16 protein-coding genes and 1 tRNA gene are annotated in these 16,138 nt (G+C 69.2%); 9 read left to right on the top strand and 8 right to left on the bottom strand.

The annotated features are described in order from the left end of the window. Positions 1-311 precede the first annotated feature (311 nt). The 3 genes from MUG96_RS05120 to MUG96_RS05110 all read left to right on the top strand — a co-directional run bounded on the left by MUG96_RS05120 (position 312) and on the right by MUG96_RS05110 (position 1,618). Positions 312-599, top strand: a complete 288-nt coding sequence (locus MUG96_RS05120) for a MarR family transcriptional regulator (RefSeq protein ID WP_246987113.1) — start codon at positions 312-314, stop codon at positions 597-599. Between the two features lie 103 nt (positions 600-702). Beyond that, the gene (locus tag MUG96_RS05115) at positions 703-1,479 is read left to right on the top strand and encodes an MBL fold metallo-hydrolase (protein ID WP_246987112.1); all 777 of its coding nucleotides are present in this window, start codon (positions 703-705) and stop codon (positions 1,477-1,479) included. A 54-nt stretch (positions 1,480-1,533) separates the two neighbouring features. Beyond that, positions 1,534-1,618 (top strand) — tRNA-Ser (locus tag MUG96_RS05110). 325 nt (positions 1,619-1,943) lie between these two features. Here the strand turns inward: MUG96_RS05110 and MUG96_RS05105 are convergent. Then, entirely contained in the window at positions 1,944-2,189 is a 246-nt protein-coding gene (locus MUG96_RS05105) for a DUF8142 family protein (protein ID WP_246987111.1), read from the bottom strand. A gap of 149 nt (positions 2,190-2,338) precedes the next feature. Here MUG96_RS05105 and MUG96_RS05100 point away from each other — a divergent pair, with 149 nt between their 5' ends. After that, positions 2,339-4,639 (top strand): heavy metal translocating P-type ATPase, encoded by a 2,301-nt coding sequence (locus MUG96_RS05100; RefSeq protein ID WP_246987110.1) that lies wholly within the window; start codon positions 2,339-2,341, stop codon positions 4,637-4,639. Here MUG96_RS05100 and MUG96_RS05095 read toward each other — a convergent pair whose 3' ends face one another. Beyond that, entirely contained in the window at positions 4,640-5,437 is a 798-nt protein-coding gene (locus MUG96_RS05095; RefSeq protein WP_246987109.1) for an enoyl-CoA hydratase/isomerase family protein, read from the bottom strand. Positions 5,438-5,522: 85 nt separating this feature from the next. Then, on the bottom strand, positions 5,523-5,804 hold the full coding sequence (locus MUG96_RS05090; RefSeq protein WP_246987108.1) for a DUF8081 domain-containing protein: 282 nt from the start codon (positions 5,802-5,804) through the stop codon (positions 5,523-5,525). A 118-nt stretch (positions 5,805-5,922) separates the two neighbouring features. Here MUG96_RS05090 and MUG96_RS05085 point away from each other — a divergent pair, with 118 nt between their 5' ends. Then, the gene (locus MUG96_RS05085; RefSeq protein ID WP_246987107.1) at positions 5,923-6,360 is read left to right on the top strand and encodes a bifunctional nuclease family protein; all 438 of its coding nucleotides are present in this window, start codon (positions 5,923-5,925) and stop codon (positions 6,358-6,360) included. 63 nt (positions 6,361-6,423) lie between these two features. Here the strand turns inward: MUG96_RS05085 and MUG96_RS05080 are convergent, their stop codons facing one another. The 4 genes from MUG96_RS05080 to MUG96_RS05065 all read right to left on the bottom strand — a co-directional run bounded on the left by MUG96_RS05080 (position 6,424) and on the right by MUG96_RS05065 (position 11,061). Further along, a complete protein-coding gene (locus MUG96_RS05080; protein WP_246987106.1) occupies positions 6,424-6,894 on the bottom strand; it encodes a phosphopantetheine adenylyltransferase in 471 nt (156 codons plus the stop codon). Between the two features lie 285 nt (positions 6,895-7,179). Then, entirely contained in the window at positions 7,180-8,688 is a 1,509-nt protein-coding gene (locus MUG96_RS05075; RefSeq protein WP_246988625.1) for a (R)-citramalate synthase, read from the bottom strand. A 195-nt stretch (positions 8,689-8,883) separates the two neighbouring features. Beyond that, positions 8,884-9,300 carry a DUF192 domain-containing protein gene (locus MUG96_RS05070; RefSeq protein WP_246987105.1) on the bottom strand — a complete coding sequence of 139 codons (417 nt, stop codon included), beginning with the start codon at positions 9,298-9,300 and terminating at the stop codon, positions 8,884-8,886. Positions 9,301-9,351: 51 nt separating this feature from the next. Then, positions 9,352-11,061: a methyl-accepting chemotaxis protein gene (locus MUG96_RS05065; RefSeq protein ID WP_246987103.1), complete on the bottom strand. Its 1,710-nt coding sequence runs from the start codon at positions 11,059-11,061 to the stop codon at positions 9,352-9,354. 193 nt (positions 11,062-11,254) lie between these two features. On the opposite strand from MUG96_RS05065, the gene MUG96_RS05060 reads away from it, so the two are divergent. Further along, the gene (locus MUG96_RS05060) at positions 11,255-11,821 is read left to right on the top strand and encodes a DUF7097 family protein (protein WP_246987101.1); all 567 of its coding nucleotides are present in this window, start codon (positions 11,255-11,257) and stop codon (positions 11,819-11,821) included. Between the two features lie 56 nt (positions 11,822-11,877). Further along, complete coding sequence (locus MUG96_RS05055; RefSeq protein WP_246987099.1) at positions 11,878-12,354, top strand: VOC family protein; 477 nt, start codon at positions 11,878-11,880, stop codon at positions 12,352-12,354. Between the two features lie 19 nt (positions 12,355-12,373). On the opposite strand, the gene MUG96_RS05050 is transcribed toward MUG96_RS05055, so the two are convergent. Beyond that, positions 12,374-13,429 (bottom strand): lysylphosphatidylglycerol synthase transmembrane domain-containing protein, encoded by a 1,056-nt coding sequence (locus MUG96_RS05050; RefSeq protein WP_246987097.1) that lies wholly within the window; start codon positions 13,427-13,429, stop codon positions 12,374-12,376. Between the two features lie 153 nt (positions 13,430-13,582). Here MUG96_RS05050 and MUG96_RS05045 point away from each other — a divergent pair, with 153 nt between their 5' ends. After that, complete coding sequence (locus tag MUG96_RS05045; RefSeq protein ID WP_246987095.1) at positions 13,583-14,131, top strand: GMP synthase subunit A; 549 nt, start codon at positions 13,583-13,585, stop codon at positions 14,129-14,131. An 89-nt stretch (positions 14,132-14,220) separates the two neighbouring features. Then, entirely contained in the window at positions 14,221-16,119 is a 1,899-nt protein-coding gene (locus MUG96_RS05040; RefSeq protein WP_246987093.1) for a DUF2070 family protein, read from the top strand. Positions 16,120-16,138: the final 19 nt, after the last annotated feature.

The raw sequence follows: 16,138 nt of genomic DNA, 5'->3' as shown, positions 1-16,138 counted from the left end.
ACCCGAGAATAAAACGATACTGAAACCGGTCGCCGAACCCACGACCCACCGCACGAGTGACCGAATGCCCACGGAACCGGACAAACACCGCAGAATCAGTCACAAAGAAAATGCATCCCCGGCCAGACGTTTCGCTCAATCCACAAACCGGGCAGGAGACCGGCGGAAACGGCCAGTCACGGACGTTGACGGTTCCGCCAATTTATGTCCGGGAGGTTTGTATAAGGACACATAATATGCACTTAGTTATTTCTATTGTTTTGACACACATATAGCCAACTTTTACCACCGAGGTTGGACGAGTGGGAAATATGAGTACGACCCCGGACGACGTCGCGCGGCAGAGTGATGGAGAGGAGAGCCTGCTGGCAGACCCCGATTTCCGCGAGCGGCTCCGCGAACTCCCGCCGAGCGCGAAGCTCGTCGCGAAGGTACTGGAAGGCGAGTCGCCGCTCTCGCAGGGACAACTGGCCGAGGAGTCGCTGCTGCCCGATCGGACCGTCCGCTACGCGCTCAACAGGCTCGAGGATTCGGATCTCGTCGACTCCCGGTACAGTTTCCACGACGCGCGCAAGCAGGTCTACTTCCTCAGCGGCTGACGACCACGCCGCCCACACCTGCGCGCCGTATCCCGACGATCCGCCCGGCCCACAGCGCCGTCCCACCGCCGCCGTTTTCCCGGAACCGTCCTTCGATACGGGTATGAACGTCACTCGGGTACCCGTCGAGACGGCCACGCGGGGTCCCGGCGGAGAGACGAACGCCTACCTGCTGGGCCGGGAGGAGGCCCTGCTCGTCGACCCCGCGGCGCGGACCGACGACCTCGATACCGCCGTCGCCGACGCGACGGTGACGGACATCGCCGTCACGCACCACCACCCCGACCACGTCGGGGCCGTCGCCGAGTACGCCGACGAGACCGGCGCGACCGTTTGGGCTCGCGTCGGCCGCACGGACGCGTTCACCGGCGCGACGGGTGTCAGCCCCGACCGGACCTTCCGCGAGGGAACCGTCCTCGACACCGACACCGGCCCGGTCCGCGTCCTCGACACCGCCGGTCACGCCCCGGAACACGTCACCTTCGCGTGGGACGGCGGCGCCGCGGTTGGCGATCTCGTCGTCGCTGCCGGGAGCGTCGTCGTCGGCGCCCCCGACGGCGATATGCGCGCCTACCTCACCGCCCTCCGACGCCTCCACGCCCGCGATTACGCGACCCTCTATCCCGGTCACGGCCCCGTCGTCGAGGAACCCCGTGAGACACTCGCCCGACTCGTCTCCCACCGACTCGACCGCGAGGACGCGGTCCGCGCCGCGGTCGCGAACGGGGCGCGAACGCTCGAGGAAGTCCTCGACGCCGCCTACGACAAGGACCTCACCGGGGTCGAAGACCTCGCGCGCGCGACGGTCGTCTGTCACCTTCAGAAACTGGCCGTCGAGGGGGACCTGACCTGGGACGGCGAACGAGCGGTGCCCGCCTGACGCGGCGCCACGTTTCGAAACGTACAAACGGAAACCCGCGGTAGGAACGTGTGAGCCGAGGTAGCCTAGCCTGGCCAAGGCGGTTGCTTCGAGAGCAACTGTCCTCACGGACTCAGGAGTTCAAATCTCCTCCTCGGCGTTTTCCACGAGCCACCCGGCGAGTGGAAACGCCGCCGAGATTTGAACCCTGGAAGTCGCAGCGGCCGAGCGGAGCGAGGCCGACCGTCTCCCTCCGGTTCAAATCTCCTCCTCGGCGCTTCTGCCGACGCAAACCGACGAGCACCGCGAGTCGGTCCTGTCGGCAGAGCGGCGACGGCGTTTGAATCAGGGAGTGAAGCGAAGCGGAACGACCGTGGTTCAAATCGCCTCCTCGGCGTTCTTCGGCGAGCGAAGCGAGCGACCGTCTCCGCGTAGTTCAAATCTCCGTCGCGGCGGTTTCGACTGGGTGGCGCGGGTGAAACCGGTCACTCCACGTCGCCGTCCGGGTCGTACTCGGTGTCGTGCTCGTGGACGAACCCGGACCGGAACGCGATCCAGGCGAGCACGCTGACGAAGAGGATCGGCGGCAGGATCATGAAGCCCCAGAGGCCGTCCAGTCCCCACCCGAGCAGGAGTACGACGTCCGCGAGACCGATGAACAGGAACGGCGCGACAGCTAACGCCGCTCGCTTGCGGTTCAACGTCCGGCCATCGGCCTCCTGTTCGACCATATCGGGCGTTCGGGACCCGCGGTCAAAAACGTCGCGTTGTCCCCGCCCCAGACGTTACTAATCCAGACCAGTTTCAGTAATAACTTCTGCCATCAGAGGGGTGATCCGTAACAGTCGAATTAATAAGGAGAGGTGAGCTACCTCCGGATATGAGCGGGACTACCGAAGCGGCGGGAGCGGGCGAGCGGCTCCGGGTGCAGGTCCCGGAGATGGACTGCCCCTCCTGTGCCGGGAAAGTCGAGAACGCCCTCGCCGGCGTCGAGGGGATCGACGACGCGGAGTTCAGCCCGGCGACGGGGACGGTACAGTTCACGGTCGTCGGGAACGGCGACGTGCGGGCGGACGCCGTGGCTGCCATCGAGCGGGCCGGCTACGAGGTGACGGACGTGCGCGGCGCGGACGATCGCGGCGCCGTCGGCGCGTCGACCCCGGTCTGGCGGACGCCGCGGGCGGTGAAGACGGCCGCCAGCGCGGTGCTCCTGCTGGTCGCGCTCGGCGTGCGTTTCCTCCTGCCCGGTGCCGACGCGCTGCTTGGCCGACCCTTCGGCAACCCGCTGTTCGTCGCCGACGCCATCATGCTGGCGGCGGTCGTCGCCGGCGGCGAAGTCATCGTCCGGGGCGGCTACCGCTCGGCCCGGAACCTGAGCCTCGATATCGACTTCCTGATGAGCGTCGCCATCCTCGGCGCGACGGGCCTGTCGCTGTTCACGAGCGAGCGCCTGCTCGTCGAGGCCGCGTCGCTCGCCGCGCTGTTCAACGTCGCGGAGTTGCTGGAGCGGTACGCCGTCGACCGCGCCCGGAACTCGCTGGGGGAGTTGCTCGAACTCGCGCCCGAGACGGCACAGGTCAGGCGCGACGGGGAGACCGTCGAGATGCCAGTCGCGGACGTGGCGGTCGGCGAGACGGTCGTCGTCGAACCCGGCGAGAAGGTGCCGCTCGACGGCCGGGTCGTCGAGGGCGAGAGCGCGGTCGACGAGTCGCCGATCACCGGCGAGAGCGTCCCCGTGGACAAGACCGTCGACGACGAGGTGTACGCGGGCAGTATCGCCGAGAACGGCTACCTCGAAGTCTCGGTGACGGCGGCGGCCGACGACTCGACGCTCTCGCGGGTCATCGACCTCGTCGAGGGCGCCCAGGAGCGCAAGACGAAACGCGAGCAGTTCGTCGACCGCTTCGCCGGCTACTACACGCCAATCGTCGTCGCCGTCGCGATCCTCACCGCGACGGTCCCGCCGCTCGCGCTCGGCTTCCCGGCCATCGAGTGGCTCGTCAACGGCATCACCTTCCTCGTCATCGCCTGCCCGTGTGCCTTCGTCATCTCGACGCCCGTCACCGTCGTCTCGGGCATCACGAGCGCCGCGCGCAACGGCGTCCTCATCAAGGGCGGCGACCACCTCGAACGCATGGGCGAGGTCGACGCCGTCGCCGTCGACAAGACCGGGACGCTGACGACCGGCGAACTCAGCGTGACCGACGTGGTCCCGCTCAACGGCAACACCGAGACCGACGTGCTCCGGTGTGCTCGCGGCCTCGAAGCCCGGAGCGAACACCCAATCGCCGAGGCCATCGTCGGCCACGCCGCCGAGAGCGGCGTGGACGGCGACCGCGAGGTCGGCGGCTTCGAGAGCCTGACCGGGCAGGGCGTCCGCGCGGACCTCGGCGGCGCGACTCACTACGCCGGGAAACCGGACCTCTTCGAGGAACTGGGGTTCGACCTGAACCACGTCCACTTCACGACGAGCGCCGGCGGACTGGCCGAAGACGCCCGCCAGCTCTGTGACCGCGAGGGCTGTCTCGACCTCGTGGAGGATACCATCCCGCGACTCCAGAGCGAGGGCAAGACCGTGATCCTCGTCGGCCGGGAAGACGAGATCGAGGGGCTCGTCGCCGTCGCGGACACCATCCGCCCCGAGGCCGCGCGGACGGTCGCCGCCCTGCAGGAGCGCGGGCTGACGGTCGTGATGCTGACCGGCGACAACGAGGGCACCGCCCGCGCCGTCGCCGCGGAGGTCGGCGTCGACGACTTCCGGGCCGGCCTGCTCCCCGAGGACAAGGTCGACGCCGTCGAGGAACTCCAGGCCGAGTACGGCGCGGTCGCGATGGTCGGGGACGGCATCAACGACGCGCCCGCGCTGGCGACCGCCGACGTGGGCGTCGCGATGGGCGCGGCCGGCTCCGACACCGCCATCGAGACCGCGGACGTCGCGCTACTCGGCGACGACCTCTCGCGGCTCCCCTACCTCGCCTCCCTCTCGCGGACCGGCAACTCGGTCATCCGGCAGAACATCTGGGGCTCGCTCGGCGTGAAGGCCCTGCTCGCGCTCGGAATCCCCTTCGGACTGGTGGGCGTCATCCACGCCGTCCTCATCGGCGACGTGGGGATGACCACCGCGATTACCGGCAACGCGATGCGACTCGGCCGGCTGACACCCGAGGACTTCCGCGAGTAGCTACTCCCGCTCGAACTCCGGCTCCCGGTCCTCCAGCGCGGCCGCGAACCCCTCCCGGCGGTCGTGGGTGTCCCAGATCTCCGAGACCAGTTCGTCTTCCAGTTCGGCGCCCTCGGTGACGGGAGTGTCGAAGGCGGCGTGCAGACACTCCTTCGCCCGCGCCATCCCGAGCGGCGCGCGAGTGGCGAGTTCGTCGGCCAGTGACTTCGCCTCCTCGTCGACGGTCCCCGGTTCGACGACCTCGTGGACCAGTCCCATCCGTTCGGCCTCCTCGGGGTCGACGAGATCGCTCCGCAGCACGAGGTCCTTCGCCCGGGAGAGGCCGATCATCCGCGGCAGCCGCTGGGTCGACCCGAAGAAGGGGAAGATGCCGAGTTTCGTCTCCCGCAGTCCGTAGGTCGCCTCGGCGTCGATGACACGGAAGTCAGCGGGCAGCGTGAGCTCGAAGGCGCCCGCGATGGCCGACGCCTTCACCCCGGCGACCGTCGGGACGGGGAGGGCCTCGATGTCGTCAATGAGCGTGTTCGCCTCGGCGCTGAACTCGTCGCGGACCGCCGCGTCGGCCTCGTGCATCAGGTTCAGGTCCATCCCGGCGCAGAACACCGGCCCCTTCCCGAGCAGGGTCATCGCCCGGATGTCCTCGTCCTCGCGGACGGCGGCCACCTCGTCGATTGCGGCGTGCAGGTCGGCGATCACCTGCTGGTTCATCGCGTTGCGCTTGTCCGGCCGGTTCAGCCACACGTCCGCGCGGTGGCCCTCGATGTCGAGCAGTGCGTTGCCGTCTCCGATCTCGCGCATACCTGTGACACCAGCGGAGACCGATAAAAAAGCTCCCCCGCCCGCGGCCGACGAGGGCCCGGGAGAGGCCGTCGGCCGCTGCCGCTCAGAAGCGCTCGAAGGGGGCCTGTTCGCCCGCCGAGTCGCCGGCCCCGCCGACCGTCGGGCGGTCGGCCCCGACGAGGTAGCCGTCGACGCCGGTGTCGTCGTGGGGCGGGGCGTCCTGGACCCAGAGCCGGTAGCCGTGGCCGCTGTGCCGGCGCGCCCACTCGCGGGCGAGGGCCTTCGAGTCGAACCGACGGCGCGGTCCCTCGCGGTTGACCCACTCGCCGGCGGCGGGTGACCGGCGGCGTGCGGAGGGTTTGATCGCGACGACGTACTCGCTCACGGGCCGGCTTGGGGCGCCGGGGGTTTGTGTCCGGCGGCGTGTGGCCGGCGGGTGGGCATGGCCGGACCGGCGGTCGTCCCGGGGTATCTTTTCATACCTCCCCGCCGTACCGTCACGTATGCACGAGGCGACCGTTGAAGGGGTCGGCGTCGGCGTCGGCGACGAGGGGTCCGGGGCCCCCGTCGTCGTGCTGCGCGCCCGCGACGAACTCCTCCCGATTTTCGTCAGCAGCGACCAGGCCCAATCCATGCAACTCGCGGTCGAGGGCGAGCCCTTCGAGCGGCCGCTGACACACGACCTGTTCGTGGAGATGATCGCCGAGTTCGGCGGCGCCATCGACCGCGTCCGCGTCGACGACCTCGCCGACGGCACCTTCTACGCCAAACTCGACGCCGAACAGTACCACGGCGGCGAACGCAAGGACCTCGTCTTCGACGCCCGCCCCTCCGACGGCGTCGCCCTCGCGCTCCGCGTCGACTGCCCCATCCTCGTCTCCGACGAAGTCCTCGACGAGGCCGGCCGCTCCCCCGAGGAGTTCGACATCGAAGGAACCTGAGCCTTCGCTCACCGAGCCAGCAGGGTCGTGCGAGCAGTGAACGCGACAGCCGAAGCGCTCGCCTCAGTCCAGCACCCGCCCGTGTTCGTCGATCTCGCCGCGGGCGATCCGCGTCGAGGAGATCCGCTCACCGTCCGCCGCGAGGACGTACGGCGCGACGATGCCCTCGACCGGTTCGAAGCCCCGTTCGCGGCGCCGGTCGTTGACCGCCGGGAGTTCGGCGGCCGTCTCCGGCGAGATCACGAGCGCGTCGATCCCCGCCTCCAGGGTCACGATCCCCAGTTCGTCCCGGAGTTCCCGGATTTCGACCGTCCGCCCCCACTCGTCGATGTCGTCTATCGCCGCCGCGACCGCCGCCCGCCGCGACTCGACGGGCGGGACCTCGCGGGTCCGGTCGTCCCGTGCGAACGCGTCCGACGTCACGCCCACGACGAGGCCACCGTCGGCGTACTTCAGGGCCGTCCGCAGGAGCCGACGGTGGCCGTCGTGGAGTGGCCCGAAGGTGCCCGCGACCGCGACGCGTGTTCCAGTCACGTACGGCCATTCGGTCGGCTGCTACTTCAACGGTTACCGTGGGGAGACGAGACGGTGGTGGTGCGGTGGCTGAGCAGTGGCGGTGGCCGAGCGGTGGCGGTGGCTGAGCGGTGGCGGTGGCCGAGCGGTGGCGGTGGCCGAGCGGTGGCGGTGGCTGTGCGGTGGCGGTCGGTGCCAGCACGTCGTACCGGACGCTCGGGCCCGCGGCCCGAGCGTCCGGCCTTTTTCCCCAAGTTTTTATCGCGAGTGGTGCGCTCCGCGCACCCGAGCGATAAAAAGTGGCGGTTAATCGTCGGCGAGCACCCGGTCCGGTTCGTCGGCGATGAGGCGGTCGATGGCCTCGACCATCACCTCGACGGACGCGCGGGTGATGTCGGCGTCCGACGCGGAGACGGTGACGGACTTGTCGCCGCGGGACATCTCCACCTCGACGGTGACGACGGCGTCGGTGCCGCCGGTGATGGCGTCGACGTGGTAGGAGTCCAGCGAGGCGTCGGCGGCGTGGCCCAGCGCCGCCTGGACGGCGTTGACGGCGGCGTCGACCGGCCCGGACCCGGTCCCGGAGGCGACGCGCTCCTCGCCGTCGACCTCGACGCGGACGGAGGCCGTGGGAGTGCCGGAGCCGCTGGCGGCGGTCATCTCGAGCAGTCGGACCCGGCGGTCGCGGTCCTGGCCGATGACCTCCTCGGCGATGGTCAGGAGGTCGGCGTCGGTGACGCGCTTCCCGCGGTCGCCGATGGCTTTGACCCGCGTGACGATCTCGCCGATCTCCTCGTCGGTCGCGTCGAAGCCGTGCTCTTCGAGGGCGGCCTCGACGCCCGCGCGGCCGGCGTGTTTCCCGAGGACGAGCCGGCGCTCGCGGCCGACCTTCTCGGGCGGGTACGGCTCGTACATCGAATCGTCCTTGAGCGTGCCGTCGGTGTGGATGCCGCTCTCGTGGGTGAACGCGTTCTCGCCGATGACGGCCTTGTTCGGGGCCAGCGGCACGCCGGTCGTGTTGGCGATGAGTTCGGCAAGCGGGTACACCTCGGTGAGGTCCATCGACTCGACACCGTAGCCGTGGTCGAGCGCGATAGCGACCTCTTCGAGGGCGACGTTGCCGGCGCGCTCGCCGATGCCGTTGATCGTCCCGTGGACGAGGTCGGCGCCGGCGGCGACCGAGACGAGCGCGTTCGTGACCGCCAGCCCGAGGTCGTCGTGGGTGTGGGTGCTCGTCGGGCCGAGTTCGGTCATCGGCTTGATCCGTTCGAGCGTGTCGTCGGGCGTCGCGTGGCCGACGGTGTCCGCGTAGCAGATGCGGTCGGCACCGGCGTCCATCGAGGCGGCCATGAGTTCGGTGAGGTACTCGGGGTCGGCACGGGAGCCGTCCTCGCCGATGACCTCGACCCAGAGGCCGTGGTCTTTGGCGTACGCCACGAGCTCGGCCGTGTTCTGCACGTTGTCCTCGCGGCTGGTGCCGACTTTCTCCTCGATGTGTTTGTCGCTGCCCGGCACGACGATGGTCACGCCGTCGACGCCACAGTCGAGCGCGAGGTCCACGTCGTTCTCGATGCCGCGACAGAAGCTCGTGATCGTGGCGTCGAGGTCCAGGCCCGTGACGCGCTTTATCGTCTCGCGCTCGCCCGGGCCGGTACAGGCGCTCCCGGCCTCGATGAAGTCGATCTCGGCGTCGTCGAGCTTCTGTGCGATGCGGGCTTTCTCGTCGGGCGTCAGCGAGACGCCCGGGGCCTGCTCGCCGTCGCGCAGGGTGGTGTCGAGGAACTGTACGTCTTCGACCTCGGAGAGGTCACGCAAGGCTGGATGGTCACCGAAGAGGCGATTGTGAGTCACAGATTGTCCACGTCCATCAGGCAGGACCGAGAATTTCACGCCCAGTCGCCTCGCGGCGACTTCCTCTATCCTCCGTCGGGGTATCGTCCGACATTGTGAGTAGGGGTAGCGTGACCGCCACGGATTAATCTGTCTGTTCGACAGCGCCCGGGCGCTCGCTCAGGCGCCCTCGGCGTCGTCGCCGCCCTCGTCGCCGCCCGCGTTTTCGACCACCACGCGGTCGCCGACGGCGACGCCGTCTGCCGCCCCGGCCGGGAGTTCGACGACGGTGTCGGCTTTCGCCTGCCCGAGGCCCGTCCACGGCGAGAGGGTCGCGACCGCGACGACCTCGCCGTCCCGGAGCCACAGGACGTCGAGCGGCATCCGCACGAACAGCATATGGATGAACCGCCGGGGAACGGTGTCGAACTGCCGGTAGAGGAAGGGTGGTTCGCCGAAACGGAAGACGAGCGCGTAGTCCTCGGGGACCGAGGACTGTCCCATCAGCCCGACGGTCTGGGCGATGAAGCCGTCGGCGATTTCGGCGTCGGCCGCGAGCACTCGACGGTCCGCCTCCGGGTCGTGGACGACGCGCATACAGGCCGCGTCGCCCGGTCCGGGCAAAACGGTTTCCCCTGAATCGGCGACTCAGTCGTCGGTCGCGGACGGCGTGGGACGGCCCGCCGATCCCTGTGCCTGCTCGGTCCCGGACGCGGCCGCCTCATCGACCTCGAAGGTGGCGACGAGGTCACTGAGTTCGTCGGCCGACGCCGCGAGCGAGTGGACCTGGTCGGTCGCAGTGGAGATGGAGGCGGTCTGCTGTTCGGCCGCCGAGGCGACGGTGTCGGCCTCGGCGCTGGTCTCCTCGCTGATAGAGGCCACCTCGTCGACCATCTCGGCGACCTCGCGGGTGATCTCGGCGCCCTCGTCGGTCGCGCCGGAGATCTCCCGGGCGCGCTCGTCCAGGTCGCCGACGACGTCGACGATGTCGTCGAACTCCCGGAGCGTGGCCTCGACGGTTTCGATGCTCTCGGTGATCCCCTCGCTGGTCTCCCGGACCTCGGTGGCGGTCGCGCGCGCCTCCTCGTTGATCTCCTCGATGCGCGCCGAGACCTCGTCGGCGGAGTCCCGCGTCTCGTCGGCGAGCGTCTTGACCTCGTCGGCGACGACGGCGAAGCCATCGCTACCCGATTTGGCGCGTGCGGCCTCGATGGAGGCGTTCAGCGCGAGCAGGTTCGTCTCCTCGGCGACCTCGTCGATGAACGAGACGATCTCGTCGATGCCCTCCAGTTGGTCGACGAGCGACTCGACCTGCTCGGCCGTGCGGTCGATGCGGCGCTCGACGGCGTCGAGTTCGTCGATGGCCTCGGTGGCGGCCTCGCGGCCGGACTGGCCGCGCTCGGCGGCGTCGGCGGCGGTCGTTGCCACCTCGTCGGCGGCCGCGTCGATCTGTTGGACCGTCGACGCCAGGGTGTTCATCTCCGCGGCGATGCTGCTCAGCCGCTCGCTCTGTGCGGCCGCCCCATCGGAGATCTCGCCGACCGACCCGGCGATTTCCTCGCTCGTGGTGTCGAGTTCGTCCATCGTCGTCCGCACCCCGTCGCTTGCATCGGCGACGGTCTCGGCGACAGCCGCCACCTCGCCGACCGTTTCGGCGAGCGTCGCGAGCATATCGTTGTAGTTGCCCGCGACGGCCGCGTGTTCGTCGGCGTCGCCCGCGAACTCGACGGTCGCGGTCAGGTCGCCGTCGCTGGCGCGCTCGGTCGCCGTCGCGAACTCGTCGGCCATCGCTTCGAGGTTCTCCGAGCGCGCTTCGAGTTCGGCCGTCATCGATTCGAGGTCGGCGGTGTAGGCCTGGAGGTTGTCCGTCATCGTCGCGAGCGACTCGCCGAACTCCCCCGGCAGGTCCTCGTCCAGTACGGGGTCGTCGAACTCCTGGTCTGCGAGCGCCCGCGCCTGCTCGTCGACCGTCGAGAGGTACGCGCTCATGTCCGCGACGGCGTTCGTGAGCGACCCGAGTTCGTCGGGCTGTTCGGAGCGGGACACCGACACGCCGAGGTCGCCCGCCGAGACCCGCGTCACCGCCTCGTTCAGGCGGTCGATTGGCGCGATGAAGTCCTGCCGCGTGATCAGGATGGTGTTCACGAACGCGACCGCCGCGACGAGAAGCAGGGAGCCGATAGCGACGATTCGAGTGAGACCGGTGAACAGGAAAGGCATCACTGCCTGCCCGAGCGAGATACAGAATTGGATGCCGACCGCGGCCAGTATCTTCCGCTCCACGGAGTCGTCGACGCCGATCGCCTCCATCGACGACCACAGGAGTGCTTCGTACCGACTGCGAAGCGTCTGGGACATACACGTCTTCCGCGGAGCGGCCACTTAACTAACCGCCCGTTTTTCAAAAATCGAGAATTAGAGGCGTTCGTAAGTGCGATGTGTGGACAGTACGTTCGGTCTCGTCGTCGTTGGTTCTCGGATTTGATTTCGGAACGGTACCGACAGCGGCAGCGGCCGTAGGTTCAAATGGCTGCCGGCCCAGCATCGGGACATGGCGAAGACGCCGCGCGGGACCTCCGTGGGGGTCGACGACCCGTACGACTACGTCGACCGCTGTGACCACCTGACCGACGAGGGGCGCTGTCGGTTCGCGGTCGAACACGGCGACCGCGACCCCGCCTTCGCCGACGAACTGAGCGCGGAGGACTTCCGCTGTCCGGTCGCCGGCGACGCGGACACCGAGGACCCGGACGGCCCCTGGGACTGGGGCGACTGTCCGCACTTCCGGTGTCGCGACCACCGCCGAGAGTGCGTCCGCTGTGGCCTCGACGAGTGCCGGATGGCCCACTCCGACGAGCGGCCCCTGCTGGAGGAACACCACCTCTCCTACCGCGACGGCGCGACTGCGGGCGACGGCGACCCCAGTCACGAAATCACGGTCTACCTCTGCCGGTGGTGTCACGCGAAGGTCCACGACTCGTGGGCGCGCATCGACGACGACGCCGCCCCCGACCCGGAAGCACTGGCAGAACGGGAGGGGCGACGCTCCCGCGAGCAGGCGGAACTGGACTTCTCGTCGGCCGCCGACCGGTACGAACCCGGGGACACGGACGGGTAGCACGCGGGTGCCCGGATCGCCGGTACCGATTTGGGCCGCCGCCGTCACGGGAGGATATGGACGAAGACCCACCCACCGTGCCCGAGGGGGCACGTCCGACGACGCTCGGACACGTCCACCTGAAAGTCCGTGTCCTCGACCGTGCGGTCGAGTTCTACCGCGAGGTGCTCGGGCTCGGCGTCCGCGAACGGCACGGGAGCTACGCCTTCCTCTCGTTCGGCGACCACCACCACGACCTGGCCCTCCAGGCGGTCGGCAGCGACGCCGCCGGCCCAGGCCCGGAACCGAGCGTCGGCCTCTACCACGCCGCCTTCGAGGCCCCCTCCGCGGCGGCACTGTCGGCCGTTCACGAGCGGTTGCGGTCGCACGACGTGATGGTGTCGCCCGTCGACCACGGCATCAGCCGGGCGCTGTACTTCGACGACCCGGACGGCAACGGTCTCGAAGTCTATCACGACACCCGCGACGAGCGCGACCGGGAGCGATGGGACGGACAGAACCGGCGGTTCGACCCCGACGACCTCGTCGAGTGACCGGGCAGTGCAGCAGGGGTCAGGACTCCCCGATCTTCGCGACGACCGTCGCGGGACTCACGGAGAGCCAGGCGGAAGCGAGGCCGCCGACCAGCAGCAGGAAGGCGTAGTTCGTCACGCGATAGAGGAGGACGCCGGCGGTGCTCGTCCCGAGGTCGAGACCGGTGAGGCCCGTGACGACCGCGGCCAGCGCCAGTTCGAACCCGCCCACCCCGCCCGGCGTCGGGACGATATTGATCAGGCTCACGACGGGGACGGCAAACAGCGCGAGTGCCAGGGAAATCCGGACGCCCAGCGCGGCGAAGGCGGTCACCAGCGGCGTGACGAACGAGACCCACCCGAGGAGCGCGAACAGACCGGCGGCGACCAGCCGACGGCGGTCGTCGGCGGCGCGGTCCAGCGCCGAGTAGAAGGTGTCGACCCCGCCGTCGACCGCCGCCGGAGTGAGCGCCGAGCGCACGCGGCCGGACGCGCGACCGACCGTGCCACGGACGACCGCAGCGAGCCGCTGGACGAGCCGGCGAAGCGTCCGTCGACGGGACGTGACGAGAAACGCGACGACGAGCAGGAGCGCCGTCGAGAGCAGGAGGCCGCCGGCGAGGGTCTGCACGACGGGGTTGTTCGGCTGGCGGACCAGCAGGACGAGCATCCCGGCCGTCGCCAGCAGGACGGAGGCCCCGACGTTGACGAACTCCCCGAGCATCGTGGCCGCGAACGTCTCCTCGTAGGAGGTGTCGGTCACCGAACTGACGGTGTAGGCCGTGAGGGCCGGCCCGGCGCCGTGGCCCAGCGGAACGGCCTGCTTGACGAACTCGCCGGCGAGAAACGCCGCCCGGTAGCGGGGGCCGCCGGCGTCGTGGCCGGCGCCACGGACCAGCTGACGGATCGTCTCGCTCCAGCAAAACAGGGCCGCGATGACCGCGACGAACCCGAGCGAGAACACGCCGGCGTCGGCGCCCGCGATGTCCACGAGGACGCGCCGCCAGCCGATCAGCGAGAGGACGGCCCCGAGCACGAAAAGCGCGACGAGGAAGCCGACGGCCATCCGCACCCGGCGGGAACCCACGAGTGACACGACCGGGACGTGGCCCCCATGCCATATAAACACGAGTGACACGCCGGGGCACGATACGGCGTCCCGCCGACGACGGGGCGAGACGCGGGGACGCCACCGCCGGCCGGCGAGTTCCGGGTCGCTTATACGTGTGAGGGGCGTCCGGTTCGGCAAATGACTCGTATCGACGTGGTGGACAACCACGGCCAGTTCACCCACCTCGAACAGCGCGCGTTGCGGGACATGGGCGTCGACGTCGAACTCGTCGACAACGAGACGCCGCCCGAGGAGATTACGGCGGACGGGCTCGTCCTCTCCGGCGGCCCCGACATCGACGACATCGGGCGCTGTCCCGACTACCTCGATCTCGACGTGCCGGTGTTCGGCATCTGTCTCGGGATGCAGCTCATCGCGGACGAACTCGACGGCCGCATCGGCGGCGGCGATTACGGCGGCTACGCCGACGTGACCGTCGATATCACCGAGCCCGAGGACCCCCTCGTGGGCTCTTTGGCCCCCGAGACCCGCGTCTGGGCCAGTCACGCCGACGAAGTCAAGGAAGTCCCGTCGGGCTTCACCCGGACGGCCACATCCGACGTCTGTGGCGTCGAGGCCATGAGCGACACCGACCGGGACCTCTACGGCGTCCAGTGGCACCCCGAGGTCTCACACACTGCCGAGGGCGAGGAGGTCTTCGAGAACTTCCTATCGCTCTGTAGGTGATCGCGCGTGCCACGCGACGCGCGAGCGTCCGACGGCCGGCAGACCGTTATCAACAGTTATAGGCCTGAACAGCCTGGGTATCGGGTACGATGACGGCCACGCAGGGAGACCTGGCGGATCTGTCGAGGTTCATCTTCCGTGCGCCGAACTGGTACTCGAGTCTCGTCTTCGCCCTCGTCATCGGCGCCATCACCGGCGTCGCCGCGTTCGACTCCCAGTTCGTCCTCGGTGACGCCTGGGAGGGGGTGTTCTTCGTCGGCCTCCCGACGGTCGCCGCGAGCGTCCTCACGCCCTACGTCGACCGGCGGCTCGGCGGCCAGCTCACGCCCAACCGGGCCTCGCTGCTCGCGCTCCTCTGTGAGCTCATCACCATCGCCTTCCTCGTCGTCGCCGGCCTGCTCGTGGTCCTGACGACCAGCGGCCAGGACCTGCTGCTCGCCGAGCCGATGGTCGAGCCGCTCGGCCAGCAGTTCGTCTTCGACGCCCTGATCGTCGCGCTGGCGTCCATCTTCGCCTTCCGCCTGTTCGTCATCATGGCCGTCTCCCGGCACTCCGTCACCGTCGCGGCCATCCCGGCCAGCATCCAGACCGTCTCCGCCGCCGTCCTGCTTTTCATCTACAGCGGGACGATGCGCTTTTTCGAGATTCGGGGGCCGCTCCTGCGGTCGTACCTCTCGCGGCCACAGGAGGCCCCGCCGGAGCTGCTGATCATCACGCCCGACGACTTCGTCATCCTCGCGGCCACCTCGCTGCTGTACGCCGGCGCAGTCTGGCTGTTCCTGACCGTCATCGACTACCCCTGGCAACGCAGCCTCGACGTGTCGGTCCTCGATTTCATCCAGGGCTTCATCGGCCACATCGCCGAGGGGACCCGCGAACTGGAGGACTTCTTCGAGGAAATCGGCGAGGACGCGATGGTGCCGGTCACCGTTACCTCCTTTCGCCGGTCCGACGGCTCCGAGAAGGCGCGGTTCGTGCTGCCGATGATCCACCCGGGGCCGATGGGCGAGATCGGCGGCGGGAACCTCCCCGAGCGCGTCGCCGGACAGGCCGAGGGGCTGGCCTTCCCGCCCCACGCCACCGCCGGCCACGACTTCAACCTCGTGACCGAACGCGAGGTCGACACCATCATCGACGCCGCCGAGACCGCACACGAGAACATCGACTTCGGCACGGAGGCGAGCGTCAGCATCCGCACAACCGAGGGTGACGCCAAGCTCCTCGGACAGTTACTCGGCGACGACGCCTTCGTCGTCACCACCTACTCCCCGGGCTTCGCCGACGACGTGGAGTACGCGGTCGGCCTCTCGGCGGCCGCCGAGGCCCGCTCCGCGGGCATCGACGACGTGATGCTCGTCGACGCGCACAACTGCAACAACGGGCTGGAGGGCGACGACCTCGGCCACGTCAGTCCCGGGAGCAAACGATCCTTCGACATGATCCAGGGGGCCCGGAAGCTCGCCGACGAACTCGACGCGGCCGAGCGGGGTCAGTTGCGAATGGGCGTCGCCTGGGAGGAGACGGACTGGGAGCCACAGGACGGCATCGGCCCGCTGGGCGTCCGCGTTGCCGTGTTCGAGGTCGCGGACCAGCGGACCGCCTACGTCCTCGTCGACGGGAACAACATGGAGCCGGGCCTGCGCGAGAAGATCGTCGCCGCCATCCAGGGCGTCGACGAGGCCGAAGTGATGACCACCGACACCCACATCGTCAACACCATCGAAGCCGACAATCAGGTCGGCGCGGCCATCCCCGACGCGGACCTGGTCGCCATCGTCACGGACCTCGCCGACAGGGCCATCGAGGACCTCGAACCCGTCGAGGCGGGCATGGCGAGCGAGCGCGCCGAGGTGACCGTCTTCGGCAACGACCGCACCGAGACGCTGGCCTCCCACGCCAACGCCATGATCTCGATGGGATCGGCGCTCGCGGCCGTGTTCATCCTCGCAGTCTTCGCCGTCTCGATGCTCATCTTCTTCCTCGCGTGAGGACGGGGCCGCGGCCGGC

Origin of the sequence: Halorientalis marina (genome assembly GCF_023028345.1) — an archaeon.
Classification (GTDB): Archaea; Halobacteriota; Halobacteria; order Halobacteriales; family Haloarculaceae; genus Halorientalis; species Halorientalis marina.
This window is presented reverse-complemented; position numbering and strand designations above follow the sequence as displayed.

Bases quoted from the DNA above. Each gene is read 5' to 3' on its own strand.
- MUG96_RS05095 (WP_246987109.1), bottom strand. From the start codon at position 5,437: ATGCGCGAGATCGGAGACGGCAACGCACTGCTCGACATCGAGGGCCAC.
- MUG96_RS05060 (WP_246987101.1), top strand. From the start codon at position 11,255: ATGGCGAAGACGCCGCGCGGGACCTCCGTGGGGGTCGACGACCCGTAC.
- MUG96_RS05040 (WP_246987093.1), top strand. From the start codon at position 14,221: ATGACGGCCACGCAGGGAGACCTGGCGGATCTGTCGAGGTTCATCTTC.
- MUG96_RS05120 (WP_246987113.1), top strand. From the start codon at position 312: ATGAGTACGACCCCGGACGACGTCGCGCGGCAGAGTGATGGAGAGGAG.
- MUG96_RS05105 (WP_246987111.1), bottom strand. From the start codon at position 2,189: ATGGTCGAACAGGAGGCCGATGGCCGGACGTTGAACCGCAAGCGAGCG.
- MUG96_RS05085 (WP_246987107.1), top strand. From the start codon at position 5,923: ATGCACGAGGCGACCGTTGAAGGGGTCGGCGTCGGCGTCGGCGACGAG.
- MUG96_RS05045 (WP_246987095.1), top strand. From the start codon at position 13,583: ATGACTCGTATCGACGTGGTGGACAACCACGGCCAGTTCACCCACCTC.
- MUG96_RS05115 (WP_246987112.1), top strand. From the start codon at position 703: ATGAACGTCACTCGGGTACCCGTCGAGACGGCCACGCGGGGTCCCGGC.
- MUG96_RS05070 (WP_246987105.1), bottom strand. From the start codon at position 9,300: ATGCGCGTCGTCCACGACCCGGAGGCGGACCGTCGAGTGCTCGCGGCC.
- MUG96_RS05100 (WP_246987110.1), top strand. From the start codon at position 2,339: ATGAGCGGGACTACCGAAGCGGCGGGAGCGGGCGAGCGGCTCCGGGTG.
- MUG96_RS05065 (WP_246987103.1), bottom strand. From the start codon at position 11,061: ATGTCCCAGACGCTTCGCAGTCGGTACGAAGCACTCCTGTGGTCGTCG.
- MUG96_RS05055 (WP_246987099.1), top strand. From the start codon at position 11,878: ATGGACGAAGACCCACCCACCGTGCCCGAGGGGGCACGTCCGACGACG.